Consider the following 14194-nt stretch of genomic DNA (forward strand, 5'->3'; position numbering starts at 1 on the left):
CAGCCCCCGGCTCGCAACCGGCTCGGTCGTCCGGTGATGGCTAACCGATCCCCCGCCACCCCTCGGGATCCACGCCCCCCGGCACGGGAGCGTCCTCGTCGTACGGTAGGCGCGTGAACACGAACGACCCGAGGTCGAGATGGCTCACGGACCCGTCCGCACGCCGCACGGGCCGCAGAAGCTCACCGGCGTAATAGCCCTCGAGACCCGTCCACGTGCCATCTCCGTTGGAACGGAAGCGTGAGCGGCGGCCGTTGCCGCTCAGCGGCCCCAGCGAGACCAGCCCGTCGCCCGAGAGCCGCAGGGCGAAGGCGTGCGTGCCCCAGTACCACTGCCCCACCAGTTCGAGCACCGTGGCATCGGCCTCCCGCAACGGCTTCCAGGGGTCAGGGATACGCGGTTCCGCCTCGGCCACGATCCGGACGAGATCGGCGGCGATCGAGGACACCGGCGGACCGGACGTGCAGTTCGCCAGGACGACCGCTGCCACGTCGTCCTCCACACTGATCGCGAGACACGCGAGGAAACCCGGCAGGGACCCGGAGTGGCCCACGAGGATCCGTCCGCCCTGATGACGAACCTCCAAGCCCAGGCCGTACGCATACCCGGCGGCGACGTCCGCGGTCTCGACCGCCGCCGCAGGCGTCCGCATCTCCCGCACGGACTCCGCGCTCAGCACCCGCTCGTCCCCGTTGGCCAGGAAGGCCGCGAAGCGTCCCAAGTCCCGCGTCGTGGACCACAGTTGTCCCGCGGCGGCCATCCGTCCGAGATCCTCCTGCGGCTCCGGCAGCAGCACATCCGCCCAGGGATGAACCGCCCAGCCACCCGCGTGCGGCGCCTGCGGACGCACGCTCGTACGACTCAGCCCCAGAGGTTCGAGCACTTCACGCCGAAGCACGTCCTCCCACGACGCCCCTCTCACCTTCTCGACCAGCGCACCGAGCAACGCGTATCCGGGGTTCGAGTAGTGGAACCGGCGGCCCACCGGATGCACCAGGGGCCGCTCACCCAGCACATCGGCCAGCTCGGGACGCAGAGAACCCGCAGTGCGCTCCCACCACGGGCCAGGCGGCTCGGCCGTCAGTCCGCCGGCGTGCGCGAGCAGTTCGGCGACGGTCGCCTCTCCGGCGCCTGTTCCGGAAAGGTGCTTCTCCAGAGGATCCCCGAGATCGAGCACCCCCTCGTCCCGCAGCCGGAGGACCAGCACGGCGGTGAAGGTCTTGGTGATCGAACCGATCCGGTACTGCACGTTCTCATCCGGAGTCTGCCCCTCCACCGAGGTCCGCGCCCCCGACCACACGGCATCGCCGCCCCGCACGACCGTCGCGACCAGGGACGGTGCACGCCCCTCCGCCTGCGCTACGGCGATCCGGTGCAGCAGCGCGCGGCGCGTACCGGGCAGCAGCTCTTCCTGAGGTGTCGTCATGCCCTCAGTTCAGCAGGAATCGATCAGGTCTGCGCCATGTCGACGAAACGCGAGTAGTGCCCCTGGAAGGCGACCGTGATCGTGGCCGTCGGGCCGTTTCGGTGCTTGGCGACGATCAGGTCGGCCTCACCCGCACGAGGCGACTCCTTCTCGTACGCGTCCTCGCGGTGCAGCAGGATGACCATGTCGGCGTCCTGCTCGATGGAGCCGGACTCGCGGAGGTCGGAGACCATCGGCTTCTTGTCCGTGCGCTGCTCGGGACCACGGTTCAGCTGGGAGAGCGCGATGACCGGGATCTCCAGCTCCTTGGCCAGCAGCTTGAGGTTACGGGACATGTCCGAGACCTCCTGCTGACGGCTCTCGGCGCGCTTGGAACCGCCGGACTGCATCAGCTGGAGGTAGTCGATGACGACGAGCTTCAGGTCGTTGCGCTGCTTCAGACGGCGGCACTTGGCGCGGATCTCCATCATCGACAGGTTCGGGGAGTCGTCGATGTAGAGCGGCGCGGCCGACACGTCCGGCATCCGGCGCGCCAGCCGGGTCCAGTCCTCGTCGGTCATCGTGCCGGACCGCATGTGGTGCAGGGCGACCCGGGCCTCGGCCGACAGCAGACGCATCGCGATCTCGTTGCGCCCCATCTCGAGCGAGAAGATGACACTCGGCAGGTTGTGCTTGATCGACGCCGCCCTCGCGAAGTCCAGCGCCAGCGTCGACTTACCCATAGCGGGACGCGCGGCGATGACGATCATCTGCCCCGGGTGCAGTCCGTTGGTGAGCGAGTCGAAGTCGGTGAAGCCGGTGGGGACGCCGGTCATCTCGCCGCTGCGCGATCCGATCGCCTCGATCTCGTCGAGCGCGCCCTCCATGATGTCGCCGAGCGGCAGATAGTCCTCGCTGGTGCGCTGCTCGGTGACCGCGTAGATCTCGGCCTGGGCGCGGTTGACGATCTCGTCGACGTCGTCGTCGGCCGCGTATCCCATCTGGGTGATGCGCGTGCCCGCCTCGACCAGCCGGCGCAGCACGGCGCGCTCGTGCACGATCTCCGCGTAGTACGCCGCGTTGGCCGCCGTGGGCACCATCTGCACGAGCGTGTGCAGATAGGAGGCCCCTCCGACCTTGTTGATCTCGCCGCGCTTGGTCAGCTCGGCGGCGATGGTGATGGGGTCGGCCGGCTCGCCTCGCGCGTACACGTCGAGGACGGCCGTGTAGATGGTCTCGTGGGCCGGCTTGTAGAAGTCGTGGCCCTTGAGGATCTCGACGACGTCGGCGATGGCGTCCTTGGACAGCAGCATGCCGCCCAGCACGGACTGCTCGGCCTCGAGGTCCTGCGGCGGAACCCGCTCGAACGCGGATCCCCCGCCGTCCCACACTCCGCTGTCCCGGCCGCGGTCGTGCTGCTCGTCCCGGCCACGGCCCCCGTCGTCACGGCGGCGGGAGGCGGGCAGACGATCGCTGGGACCGCTGTCGGCCCACGGGTCGTCCAAGGGCTCGGAAATGCTCACCGAGCCACCTCCTCCCGTCCGCCGAGCGGACCTCGCCGTGCCCCTCTGTTCTACGGCACGGCACTGACAAATAAGAGGCCCAACTCCGGTTGACGCGCGCCGGTTTTGTGGTGTTTTCCAGACCGGCAGGCGGAGCGGGCGCCGGACAACCGTAGGCCCGACGGCACCGTCAGCCAATCTGGTTATCCACAGGCCATGTGGACGACGGCCCCAATGCTGTGGACAACTCCTCAAAACCTGTGCACGACCCGGTGGACAGCCCTGTGAACAAGCTCTGCTCGCTTCACCAGAAGGACTCCTGACCTGCGTCTTTGCCATCCACCGGCTGTGCAGAAGAAAAACTTCCCCAGTCGGATCAAGATCACTTCAGGTCGTGTACCCAAGCACACACCTCAGGACCTCAAGTAAGGGTCACAAAAGCTTTGCATCTCTTACCTGTGGACGATTAGATTGGTGCACATGACACAGGCCCCCGCGCGCCCCCGAGCCGCCCGGCGGCGGCATGACCGCGAGATCGTCATGCTGGCCGTTCCCGCCTTCGGCGCCCTCGTCGCCGAGCCGCTTTTCGTCATGGCCGACAGCGCGATCGTCGGGCATCTCGGCACGGCACAGCTCGCCGGTCTCGGCGTCGCCTCGGCCCTCCTCATGACCGCCGTCAGCGTCTTCGTCTTCCTGGCCTACGCCACCACCGCCGCCGTCGCCCGACGCGTGGGCGCGGGTGACCTTCCGGCAGCCATCCGCCAGGGGATGGACGGCATCTGGCTGGCCCTGCTGCTCGGCGCCGCCGTCATCGCCGTCGTCCTGCCCACCGCCCCCGCCCTGGTGGACCTCTTCGGCGCCTCCGACACAGCGGCCCCCTACGCCACCACCTATCTGCGGATCTCGTCACTCGGCATACCGGCGATGCTGGTCGTGCTGGCCGCCACCGGCCTCCTGCGCGGGCTGCAGGACACCAGGACTCCGCTGTATGTCGCCGTCGGCGGCTTCGTCGCCAACGGTGTTCTCAACGTCGCGCTCGTCTACGGCGCCGGCCTCGGCATCGCGGGGTCCGCCTGGGGCACGGTCATCGCCCAGTGCGCGATGGCCGCTGTCTACCTGGCCGTGGTGCTGCGCGGCGCCCGCAAGCACGGGGCCTCGCTGCGCCCGCACGCCGCGGGGATCAAGGCCTCGGCACAGGCGGGCGTACCGCTGCTGGTGCGCACCCTGTCGCTCAGGGCGATCCTGCTGATCGCCACAGCGGTGGCCGCGCGCCTCGGCGACGCCGATATCGCGGCCCACCAGATCATCCTCTCCCTGTGGAGTCTGCTCGCCTTCGCGCTGGACGCCATCGCCATCGCCGGACAGGCCATCATCGGACGCTATCTGGGGGCCGGTGACGTCGAAGGCGCCCGTGACGCCTGCCGCCGGATGGTGGAGTGGGGCATCGGGGTCGGGGTGGTCCTCGGTGTCCTGGTGGTGCTCGCCCGCCCGGTGTTCCTGCCGCTGTTCACCAGCGACTCCGCCGTGCAGGACGCAGCACTGCCGGCCCTGGTGATCGTGGCCCTGTCCCAGCCGATCTCCGGCATCGTCTTCGTCCTGGACGGCGTCCTGATGGGCGCGGGCGACGGACCATACCTCGCCTGGGCGATGCTGCTGACCCTGGCGGTCTTCACTCCGGCCGCCCTGATGGTCCCGTTCCTCGGCGGTGGACTCACCGCGCTGTGGGCCACGATGACGCTCATGATGACCGTACGGATGCTGACGCTGTGGCTCCGTACCCGCTCCGGCCGCTGGATCGTCACGGGCGCCACGCGCTGAGCGTTTCACGTGAAACATCTGCGCGCGGCGACGACAAGGGGGCCGCACCCCGAAGGGTGCGGCCCCCTTGCTCACTGCTTCAGCGAGCGCGGCGATCAGGCCGCGACGACCTCGATGTTGACCTTGGCGGCAACCTCGGGGTGCAGACGCACGGACGTCTCGTGAGCGCCCAGGGTCTTGATCGGCGTACCGAGCTCGATGCGGCGCTTGTCGACCTCGGGGCCACCGGCGTCCTTGATCGCGGAAGCGATGTCGGCCGGGGTGACGGAACCGAAGAGACGACCGGCGTCGCCGGAGCGGACCGCGAGGCGGACCTTGACGCCCTCGAGCTGGGCCTTCACCTGGTTGGCCTGCTCGATGGTCTGGATCTCGTGGATCTTGCGAGCGCGGCGGATCTGCTCGACGTCCTTCTCGCCACCCTTGGTCCAGCGGATCGCGAGCTTCCGCGGGATCAGGTAGTTGCGAGCGTAACCGTCCTTGACGTCGACGACGTCGCCCGCGGCACCGAGGCCGGAGACCTCGTGGGTGAGGATGATCTTCATGAGTCGGTCACCCTTCCCTTATCGCGCGGTGGAGGTGTAGGGCAGCAGCGCCATCTCACGGCTGTTCTTGACGGCCGTGGCGACGTCACGCTGGTGCTGCGTGCAGTTGCCGGTCACGCGGCGGGCACGGATCTTGCCGCGGTCGGAAATGAACTTCCGCAGCATGTTCGTGTCCTTGTAGTCCACGTACGTGACCTTGTCCTTGCAGAATGCGCAGACCTTCTTCTTCGGCTTGCGCACAGGCGGCTTCGCCATGGTGTATCTCCTGTGTGATCAAGAAGTGTGGGTACGGCCCGCCCTAGAAGGGGGGCTCGTCCGAGTAGCCGCCACCGCCGCCGGAGCCACCGCCCCAGCCGCCGCCCTGCTGGCCGCCACCGCCGCCGTAACCGCCCTGGCCACCGCGGCCCGTGGTCTTGGTGACCTTGGCCGTGGCATTGCGCAGGCTGGCGCCGACTTCCTCGACGTCCAGCTCGTAGACCGTGCGCTTGACGCCCTCACGGTCCTCGTAGGACCGCTGCTTCAGCCGGCCCTGCACGATGACGCGCATGCCTCGCTGGAGCGACTCGGCGACGTTCTCCGCCGCCTGGCGCCAGACCGAGCAGGTCAGGAACAGGCTCTCGCCGTCCTTCCACTCGTTCGTCTGGCGGTCGAAGGTGCGGGGAGTCGACGCGACACGGAACTTCGCGACGGCCGCACCGGACGGGGTGAAGCGCAGCTCGGGGTCATCGACAAGATTGCCGACGACCGTGATGACGGTCTCGCCTGCCATGGGGGAACCTCTCGGCGGGTTTGCTGCTGGCTGCTTGCTGCTACTCGAATCCCGAGATCAGCTGAGCGGGAGAGCTCAGTGGGTCTCGGGGCGGAGGACCTTGGTCCTAAGGACCGACTCGTTCAGGTTCATCTGGCGGTCGAGCTCCTTGACGACCGCAGGCTCGGCCTGCAGGTCGATGACCGAGTAGATGCCCTCGGGCTTCTTCTTGATCTCGTACGAGAGACGACGACGGCCCCAGGTGTCGACCTTCTCGACCTTTCCGCCGCCGTCACGGACGACAGAAAGGAAGTTCTCGATCAGCGGGGAGACAGCACGCTCCTCGAGATCGGGGTCGAGGATGACCATCACCTCGTAGTGACGCATGTGGAACCCACCTCCTTTGGACTCAGCGGCCACGGTCGTTCCGTGGCAGGAGGGTCGTGATGCGTTGCGCAACGATGCCTGTCAGTAAAACAGCCGCCACTGACAATCGAGGTCGGGCGGCGGTTGGCTCTGTCCGGACAGACACCGGTGCAGACGCTACAGAGTACCCGCACAGTGCCTTCCGGTTGAAATCCGTCCGGGGGGCCCGTCAATCTGTACACATCGGGTGTGTATGGCGCTACGATGCGCCGCTTTTCGCAGGAGGTGCCCCATGGCACAGGCATTGCGACCCAACACCGCCGGCGGCCTCTTCGCCACGGACGGCAAGCCCCATCCGGTCCAGGACACCCTGCTCGCGGTGACCCTGGTGCTGGGCATCACGTCCTTCATCACGGCGATGTTCCACCATCTGCACCTGCTCAGCTCCTGGACCGGCCTGGTGGGCATCCTCACCGGTGCGTACGGACAGTGGATCTCGGAGACGACCCGCGAGCGCTTCGGCCTGATCCTGGGTCTCGGTGCGGCTGCGGTCGGCTTCTTCCTGGGCATGGCGCACGGCGGCCTCTTCGGTGGGGTCATCGACTGACGCCAGGCACTCCCGTCCCGAAAACCGGTGGACGCCCCGGCCGCCGACAGGCCGGGGCGAAGGTCCGTGCGCCCCACCAGGGCGCTCCCCGGGCGCAGTAGGCTTCGCGCGAGAGCCGGAGCCCCTGAACCCATGGGGACACACCAGCCCGAGGAGCGCCCCGAATGAGCCTGACCCTGAGGACCATCAGTCGCGAGCAGCATCTGGCCTACATCCAGAGCCTGCCGTCGGCGAGCCACATGCAGGTCCCGGCCTGGGCGGACGTCAAGGCCGAATGGCGCTCCGAGAACCTCGGCTGGTTCGACGACCGCACCGGTGAGCTCGTCGGTGCCGGTCTGGTCCTCTACCGGCAGCTCCCCAAGATCAAGCGGTACCTCGCCTATCTGCCCGAGGGCCCGGTCATCAACTGGTTCGCTCCGAATCTCCAGGAGTGGATCGAGCCGATGCTGGCGCATCTGAAGCAGCAGGGTGCCTTCTCGGTGAAGATGGGCCCGCCGGTGATCATCCGGCGCTGGGAAGCGGCGACCATCAAGAAGGGCATCCAGGACCCGGACGTGAAGCGTCTGCGCGATCTGGAGGCCGACTTCATCGAGCCGCGCGCCTTCGAGGTGGCCGACAAGCTGCGCCGCATGGGCTGGCAGCAGGGCGAGGACGGCGGCGCCGGCTTCGGCGATGTCCAGCCCCGGTACGTCTATCAGGTGCCGCTGGCGAACCGGTCCCTCGAAGAGGTCCACAAGAACTTCAACCAGCTGTGGCGCCGCAACATCAAGAAGGCCGAGAAGGCCGGCGTCGAGGTCGTTCAGGGCGGTTACGAGGACCTCGCCGAGTGGCAGCGGCTGTACGAGATCACCGCCGTGCGCGACCACTTCCGGCCGCGCCCGCTGTCGTACTTCCAGCGCATGTGGACGGCCCTCAACTCCGAGGACCCCAACCGCATGCGGCTGTACTTCGCCCGGCACAACGGCGTGAACCTCTCCGCGGCGACCATGCTGATCGTCGGCGGGCACGTCTGGTACTCCTACGGCGCCTCCGACAACATCGGGCGCGAGGTCCGGCCCTCGAACGCGATGCAGTGGCGGATGCTGCGCGACGCCTACGCGCTCGGCGCCACCGTCTACGACCTGCGCGGCATCTCCGACTCGCTCGACGAGACCGACCACCTCTTCGGTCTGATCCAGTTCAAGGTGGGCACCGGCGGTCAGGCCGCCGAGTACCTCGGCGAGTGGGACTTCCCGCTGAACAAGCTGCTCCACAAGGCGCTCGACATCTACATGTCGCGCCGCTGACGTCGTCCTCGGCGTCTTCGGCGTCTTCGGCGCTCCGACTGCATCGACAGCTTCCATACCTCTGATACACCGCAGCCACGAGAAAGGTTCCAGGTCCGGCCATGGCGCTCACGCTCTACGTCGACACCGCGCGCTGGCGGGCGCACCACAAGCACGTGCAGGAGCAGTTCCCCGGCCTCGTCCCGGTCTGCAAGGGCAACGGCTACGGCTTCGGCCACGAGCGGCTGGCCGAGGAGGCCACACGGCTGGGCTCGGACGTCCTCGCGGTCGGCACGACGTACGAGGCCGCCCGGATCAAGGACTGGTTCGGCGGTGACCTGCTGGTGCTGACCCCGTACCGGCGTGGCGAGGAGCCCGTGCCGCTGCCCGACCGGGTCATCCGCTCCGTGTCGTCGGTCGACGGTGTCTACGGCCTGGTCGGCGCGCGCGTGGTCATCGAGGTGATGTCCTCGATGAAGCGACACGGCGTCAGCGAGCAGGAACTGCCCCAGTTGCACGCCGCCATAGAGAACGTGCGGCTGGAGGGCTTCGCCATCCACCTCCCGCTGGACCGGACCGACGGCTCGGACGCCGTCGAGGAGGTCATCGGCTGGATGGACCGGCTGCGCGCGGCCCGGCTTCCTCTGCACACGATGTTCGTCAGCCATCTCAAGGCCGAGGAACTCGCCCGGCTGCAGCAGCAGTTCCCGCAGACGCGCTTCCGCGCCCGGATCGGCACCCGGCTGTGGCTGGGCGACCACGAGGCCACCGAGTACCGCGGCGCCGTCCTGGACGTCACGCGCGTCGCCAAGGGGGACCGTTTCGGCTACCGGCAGCAGAAGGCCGCCTCGGACGGCTTCCTGGTGGTCGTGGCGGGCGGTACGTCGCACGGGGTGGGTCTGGAGGCCCCCAAGGCGCTGCACGGCGTCATGCCGCGCGCCAAGGGCGTCGCCCGCGCCGGTCTCGCCACGGTCAACCGGAACCTTTCGCCGTTCGTCTGGGGCGGCAAGCAGCGCTGGTTCGCCGAGCCGCCGCACATGCAGGTGTCGATCCTCTTCGTGCCGGCGGACGCGCCGGAGCCCAAGGTGGGCGACGAGCTGGTGGCGCATCTGCGCCACACCACCACGCAGTTCGACCGGCTCGTCGACCGCTGAGCACGTCCTCCCGGAACCACTGAGCCGGAACCACTGAGGGGGCCTCGCCGTTTCTGCGAGGCCCCCTCAGCGGTTGGTGCAGCGGCTGGTTCGCTCAGAGCGAACCGTTGGTGGCCCCGGTCCCGCCCCACTCGACGCGCGGCCCCTCGAAGTGGGCGGCATGCCGTGCGGGATGCGCCGCCGGACCGAGCACGAACACGTCGTCGGCCCCGTCGAGCACCCCTCCCGAGGGATCGTCGTCACCGGCACGGCGCACCGGATCACGTTCCGGCATGAGGATGTCGCGCACGACCATGGCGCAGAGGAAGACCGTCCCGAGCAGGTGCAGCCCGATGGCCCAGTGATAGCCGTCCGTGGGCAGCCCCTTGTGAGCGTCACCGCTGGTCGTATAGGCGAGGTACATCCAGATACCGAGGAAGTACGCCACCTCGCAGGCCTGCCAGATCAGGAAGTCCCGCCATCTCGGCCGCGCGAGGGCGGCCAGCGGCACCAGCCACAGGACGTACTGCGGCGAGTAGACCTTGTTGGTGAGGATGAACGCCGCGACGATCAGGAACGCGAGCTGGGCGAAACGCGGCCGGCGGGGCGCCATCAGCGCGAGCGCCGCCACACCGGCACAGCACAGCACCATCAGCAGCGTGGCCAGGGTGTTGACGGTGTCGGTGCTCAGCGGGTCGGACGAGTTCTGGGCCAGGATCAGCCAGAAGGACCCGAAGTCGACGCCCCGCTCCTGGCTGAACGTGTAGAACTTCGACCAGCCGTCGAAGGCGAAGAGCATCACCGGCCCGTTCACGACGACCCAGGCGACGATCGCGCTCCCGAGAGCCGTCGCGTACTCCCGCCACCGCCCCGCGCGCCAGCACAGCACCAGCAACGGCCCGAGGATCAGCACGGGGTAGAGCTTGGCGGCCGTGGCCAGCCCCAGCAGGACACCGAAGGCCAGCGCACGGCCCCGCGACCACATCAGCATCGCCGCGGCCGTCAGCGCCACCGCCAGCAGGTCCCAGTTGATCGTGGCGGTCAGCGCGAAGGCGGGCGCCAGCGCCGGCAGCAGACCGTCCCAAGGCCGCCGGGCGTGGGTACGGGTCACACAGACGGCGATGACCGCCGCACACGCCATGAGCATCCCGGCGTTGACCATCCAGTACCACTGCTCCTGGTCCTGGATGCTGCCGCTGCCGGGCGTGAGCCAGGCGGCGACCTGCATGAACACGCCGGTCAGCACCGGGTACTCAAGGAACTGCATGTCGCCCGGGAGCTGGTCGAAGTACGGCACGAGCCCGTCGGCGAAGCCACGCCCCTGGTAGAGGTGGGGGATGTCCGAGTAGCAGGCGTGGGTGTACTGGGAACTGGCGCCGTAGAACCAGGCGCCGTTGTAACAGGGCGCCTTCTGCACCAGGCCGAGGGCGAACATGCCGATCGCCACCAGGGCGATCACCCGCACCGGCGTCCACCAGGACGTCCCGAGCAGCGCACGCCGCCCGAGCGGACCGCCGATCAGCTCGCTGCCGGCAGCGGCGACCTCGTCCTCCGCGGTGGGCCGCACGAGGTCCGGCTCGTGGGCACTCGCTTGCTTCGATACTCCACTGGGCATGCCGCACATCCTGCCGTACGTCTCTGGGAAAACGGCGAGGGCCGCCGTACCCGAGCGGTACGGCGGCCCATGTTTCACGTGAAACAGCGACGTGTTTCACGTGAAACACCCGAGCGAGGCGATGAGCGGGCTATCCGGCCGGGCCTCCGAAGAGACCACCACCACCGTTGCCATTACCTCTGCTGTTCCCGGGGACGCCTGTTTCCGTGGGTGCCGGTGAACCGGTCGCGCCACCGTCCGTTCCGCCGTTGTCGGTGCCCCCCTGATCGTTGCCGCTCGTGTCACCGTCATCGCAGTTGAAGTCGAACGGCTCGCATGTGGCGGTCTGCGTGGGAGTCGGGATGGTCGCCGACTCTGTCGGCGTCGGGGACGGCGAGGGAGTCGTCTCCTCGGTCTCCGTGGGCGTCGGCGTGGGAGTCGGGGTCGGGTCGGCGTTGACGACCTGGCCGATGGGCTCGGGGGTCGGGAACCGCTCCGCCGGCTCGTCCTTCAGCGCATCGCCCATGTAGTCCGCCCAGATCTCGGACGGGAACGAGGCACCGTGGATCTTCTTCTGCCCACCCGTGCCGAACATCTCCAGGAACGTGCGGTTCTTGATGGTCTCGTCATCGGGGTAACGGAACATGCTGATCGCGGTGGACAGCTGGGGGGTGTACCCGACGAACCAGGCGGACTTGTTGCCGTCCGTCGTACCGGTCTTGCCGGCCACCTCGCGCCCGGGCAGCTGGGCGTTGGTGCCGGTGCCCTTCTCTACGACGGTCTTCAGGACGTCCGTGACATTGTCGGCGACGTTCTCCTCGAAGGCCTGCTTCGTCACGGTCTTGTGGGTGAAGACGGTGCCGTCCTTGCTCGAGATCTTCTTCACCGAGAACGGCTCCCGCTGCTCACCGGAGGCCGCGAACGTGGCATAGGCGCCCGCCATGCGGATGGCACTGGGGCTGGACGTACCGATGGAGAAGGACGGGTACTCGGTACCGGCGAGGCTGCTTTCCAGCACACCGGCTTCTGTCGCGGCCTCCTTCACCTTGTCCAGGCCGACGTCCATGCCGAGCTGCACGAACGAGGAGTTCACCGACTCCCGCATCGCCTCCCGGAGGTCGATCTTGTATGCGGGCGGCGTGCCGTACGAGACATCGCCGTCATTGACCTGGAGCCACTCCTCGCCCTTCTCGTTCTGCCAGATGTCCCCCTTGTAGTCCCTGATCTTGAGCTTGTTCTTACCGGGATACAGGCTCTTCGGAGAGACGACCGTGCGCTCGTCCTGTGCCTGCACCTCGTCCAGGTCGGGATCCCGGACGCCCCACTTCATGGCCGCGGCCAGCACAAACGGCTTGAACGTCGAACCGACCTGGGCACCGGTCACGTCGGCGTTGTTGGTGAAGTGCTTGGTCGCGTCCTCACCGCCGTAGATGGCTTCGATCGCACCGCTTGCGGGGTTCACCGAGGCCCCACCGAACTGGACGTGCTTGTCCGTCTCCGGGCGCTTCTCCGGGTCGATGTTCTCCTTGTAGACCTTCTTGACCGACTCCTCGAGCGCCTTCACCTTGTTCTTGTCGAAGGTGGTGTAGATCGAGTAGCCACCCTGTCGCAGCTCGTCCTCGGTGATCCCTGTCTCGTCGCTGTGGGTGACGATGTAGCTCTTGGCGAGATCCACGAGGTAGCCGATCTGGCCACTGAGCGCGGTGTTCGAGCGCGGGCTCTGCACCTTGGGGAGCTTGGTGAACTTGGCACGCGTCGCGGCGTCCAGATGGCCGTACTCGACCATCTTGGTCAGCGTGTCCTGCATCTGGGTCAGGGCGCGCTTCTCGTTTTTCTCGCGAGTGGCGCCGACCGGGTCGATGGACGTCGCACCCGCCGGGTCGTAGTAGGTGGCTCCCTTGAGCACCGCCGCCAGGAAGGCGCACTCGCCCACGTCCAGGTCCAGAGCCCTCTTGTTGAAGTAGGCGCGGGAGGCGGCCTCGATCCCGTAGGCGCCGCGGCCGTAGTACGCGGAGTTCAGGTAGCCCTCAAGGATCGTCTTCTTGTCCTCGGTGGCGCCCACCTTGACCGAGACCAGGATCTCCTTGAACTTACGGGTGAGTGTCTGGGACTGGTCCTCCAGCATCGCGTTCTTCACGTACTGCTGGGTGATCGTCGATCCGCCCTGGGTCTCACCACCGCGGGCCATGTTGAACACGGCGCGGGCGATGCCCTTGGGATCGATGCCGCTGTCTTCGTAGAACGTCTTGTTCTCCTGAGAGATGACGGCGTTCTGCATCGCCTCAGGAATCTGCGCCAGGCTGACGATCTGCCGGTTGCGCTCACCGCCCGTGGCGACCATCTGCGAGCCGTCGGCCCAGTAGTAGACGTTGTTCTGCGCCGTGGCCGTCTCCGCGACGACGGGTTTGCCCACCATCGCGTAGCCGATGCCCGCGATGGCCACCAGGCTGCCGAAGAACGCGATGAACAGTCCGGAGACGAGCCTCCAGGACGGTACCCAGCGGCGCCAGCCGTACTTGTCGTGACGCGGATAGTCGATGATCCGCTTCCTGCCCGGAGGTGCGGCGCGTCCTTTTCCGCGCCCCGGGCCGGCGGCACCGGCGCGGCGGGACCCCGGCCCCGTCTCGGATGCCCGGCGCCGGCCACCCCCACCTCTCTGTGCCGCGCGCCGCGCCTCGGCGCGGCTGCCGTAGGTACGCCCCTCACCCGCCGAGCCGTGGGATCCCGGCCCATAGGAATCGGACGGCGACCCGGTGGCGCCTCGCGGTGCCGCGCGGCGGCCGGAGGACGAGCCGGACTGGCCGCGTCGGGCCGCGGCACGTCCGCCTCCCTGCGGCTGCGGCGGTTTGCGACGGTGCTCGCTCATCGAACGACTACTCCTCGGGCAGGCGCACCCGTGCGCGCCTGGAAACGGCGGCTGGTTTCCGGTCCCCCCGAAGTACGGATACGGCGCTGGCCGCATTCACCCGTACTGCACCGGGGACAGGGACGCCCACAGACGTCACTCGGTTCCCGGTGGTGTGCATGGCGCACAGACTACGCACCGCCAAAACCTGCCGAGCCCAGAAGTTCACCTCAAATCAGGCAACTTGCTCGCTGTGAATCGGGGATGTGATCCCGTTCACCCCCTCCCCCCTTGTCGCATCCGGAAGGCCGTTCTATCGTCATGATGTATCGAGTCGATACATCAGAGCGGCATAAGGACGAGAGGAGG

The 14194-nt window shown here is 68.0% G+C and carries 12 protein-coding genes; 4 read left to right on the forward strand and 8 right to left on the reverse strand.

All coding sequences use genetic code 11. The annotated features are described in order from the left end of the window. Nucleotides 1-40: 40 nt before the first annotated feature. Entirely contained in the window at nt 41-1426 is a 1386-nt protein-coding gene (locus tag N4P33_RS04570; protein ID WP_260824900.1) for a serine hydrolase, read from the reverse strand. 23 nt (nt 1427-1449) lie between these two features. After that, nucleotides 1450-2928, reverse strand: coding sequence for a replicative DNA helicase (gene dnaB / locus N4P33_RS04575; RefSeq protein ID WP_260824901.1), 1479 nt, complete (start codon nt 2926-2928; stop codon nt 1450-1452). A 459-nt stretch (nt 2929-3387) separates the two neighbouring features. On the opposite strand from dnaB, the gene N4P33_RS04580 reads away from it, so the two are divergent. Then, complete coding sequence (locus tag N4P33_RS04580) at nt 3388-4725, forward strand: MATE family efflux transporter (protein WP_260824902.1); 1338 nt, start codon at nt 3388-3390, stop codon at nt 4723-4725. A 95-nt stretch (nt 4726-4820) separates the two neighbouring features. Here N4P33_RS04580 and rplI read toward each other — a convergent pair whose 3' ends face one another. From rplI to rpsF, 4 genes are all read right to left on the reverse strand, one after another. Further along, complete coding sequence (rplI, locus tag N4P33_RS04585; protein ID WP_260824903.1) at nt 4821-5267, reverse strand: 50S ribosomal protein L9; 447 nt, start codon at nt 5265-5267, stop codon at nt 4821-4823. Nucleotides 5268-5285: 18 nt separating this feature from the next. Next, entirely contained in the window at nt 5286-5522 is a 237-nt protein-coding gene (rpsR, locus tag N4P33_RS04590) for a 30S ribosomal protein S18 (protein WP_003949403.1), read from the reverse strand. Nucleotides 5523-5565: 43 nt separating this feature from the next. Continuing rightward, complete coding sequence (locus tag N4P33_RS04595; protein ID WP_260824910.1) at nt 5566-6036, reverse strand: single-stranded DNA-binding protein; 471 nt, start codon at nt 6034-6036, stop codon at nt 5566-5568. A gap of 75 nt (nt 6037-6111) precedes the next feature. Beyond that, nucleotides 6112-6402 (reverse strand): 30S ribosomal protein S6, encoded by a 291-nt coding sequence (gene rpsF, locus N4P33_RS04600; protein WP_004985983.1) that lies wholly within the window; start codon nt 6400-6402, stop codon nt 6112-6114. A 271-nt stretch (nt 6403-6673) separates the two neighbouring features. Between rpsF and N4P33_RS04605 the strand changes: the two genes are divergently transcribed. The 3 genes from N4P33_RS04605 to N4P33_RS04615 all read left to right on the forward strand — a co-directional run bounded on the left by N4P33_RS04605 (nt 6674) and on the right by N4P33_RS04615 (nt 9407). Beyond that, entirely contained in the window at nt 6674-6988 is a 315-nt protein-coding gene (locus tag N4P33_RS04605) for a hypothetical protein (protein ID WP_260824912.1), read from the forward strand. A 164-nt stretch (nt 6989-7152) separates the two neighbouring features. Beyond that, entirely contained in the window at nt 7153-8274 is a 1122-nt protein-coding gene (gene femX / locus N4P33_RS04610; RefSeq protein WP_260824913.1) for a peptidoglycan bridge formation glycyltransferase FemX, read from the forward strand. A 101-nt stretch (nt 8275-8375) separates the two neighbouring features. Next, the gene (locus tag N4P33_RS04615; protein WP_260824914.1) at nt 8376-9407 is read left to right on the forward strand and encodes an alanine racemase; all 1032 of its coding nucleotides are present in this window, start codon (nt 8376-8378) and stop codon (nt 9405-9407) included. Between the two features lie 94 nt (nt 9408-9501). Here N4P33_RS04615 and N4P33_RS04620 read toward each other — a convergent pair whose 3' ends face one another. Together N4P33_RS04620 and N4P33_RS04625 are read right to left on the reverse strand one after the other, a co-directional pair. Then, on the reverse strand, nt 9502-11010 hold the full coding sequence (locus N4P33_RS04620) for a glycosyltransferase family 87 protein (RefSeq protein ID WP_260824937.1): 1509 nt from the start codon (nt 11008-11010) through the stop codon (nt 9502-9504). Nucleotides 11011-11131: 121 nt separating this feature from the next. Further along, the gene (locus N4P33_RS04625; protein WP_260824915.1) at nt 11132-13846 is read right to left on the reverse strand and encodes a transglycosylase domain-containing protein; all 2715 of its coding nucleotides are present in this window, start codon (nt 13844-13846) and stop codon (nt 11132-11134) included. Between the last annotated feature and the right edge of the window lie 348 nt (nt 13847-14194).

The sequence above is a fragment of the Streptomyces sp. 15-116A genome (assembly GCF_025290915.1).
Taxonomy (GTDB): Bacteria; Actinomycetota; Actinomycetes; order Streptomycetales; family Streptomycetaceae; genus Streptomyces.

Coding starts and splice junctions, on each gene's coding strand:
- femX (WP_260824913.1), top strand. CDS start 7,153: ATGAGCCTGACCCTGAGGACCATCAGTCGCGAGCAGCATCTGGCCTAC.
- N4P33_RS04570 (WP_260824900.1), bottom strand. CDS start 1,426: ATGACGACACCTCAGGAAGAGCTGCTGCCCGGTACGCGCCGCGCGCTG.
- N4P33_RS04595 (WP_260824910.1), bottom strand. CDS start 6,036: ATGGCAGGCGAGACCGTCATCACGGTCGTCGGCAATCTTGTCGATGAC.
- N4P33_RS04620 (WP_260824937.1), bottom strand. CDS start 11,010: ATGTGCGGCATGCCCAGTGGAGTATCGAAGCAAGCGAGTGCCCACGAG.
- N4P33_RS04605 (WP_260824912.1), top strand. CDS start 6,674: ATGGCACAGGCATTGCGACCCAACACCGCCGGCGGCCTCTTCGCCACG.
- rpsR (WP_003949403.1), bottom strand. CDS start 5,522: ATGGCGAAGCCGCCTGTGCGCAAGCCGAAGAAGAAGGTCTGCGCATTC.
- N4P33_RS04580 (WP_260824902.1), top strand. CDS start 3,388: ATGACACAGGCCCCCGCGCGCCCCCGAGCCGCCCGGCGGCGGCATGAC.
- N4P33_RS04615 (WP_260824914.1), top strand. CDS start 8,376: ATGGCGCTCACGCTCTACGTCGACACCGCGCGCTGGCGGGCGCACCAC.
- rpsF (WP_004985983.1), bottom strand. CDS start 6,402: ATGCGTCACTACGAGGTGATGGTCATCCTCGACCCCGATCTCGAGGAG.
- rplI (WP_260824903.1), bottom strand. CDS start 5,267: ATGAAGATCATCCTCACCCACGAGGTCTCCGGCCTCGGTGCCGCGGGC.
- N4P33_RS04625 (WP_260824915.1), bottom strand. CDS start 13,846: ATGAGCGAGCACCGTCGCAAACCGCCGCAGCCGCAGGGAGGCGGACGT.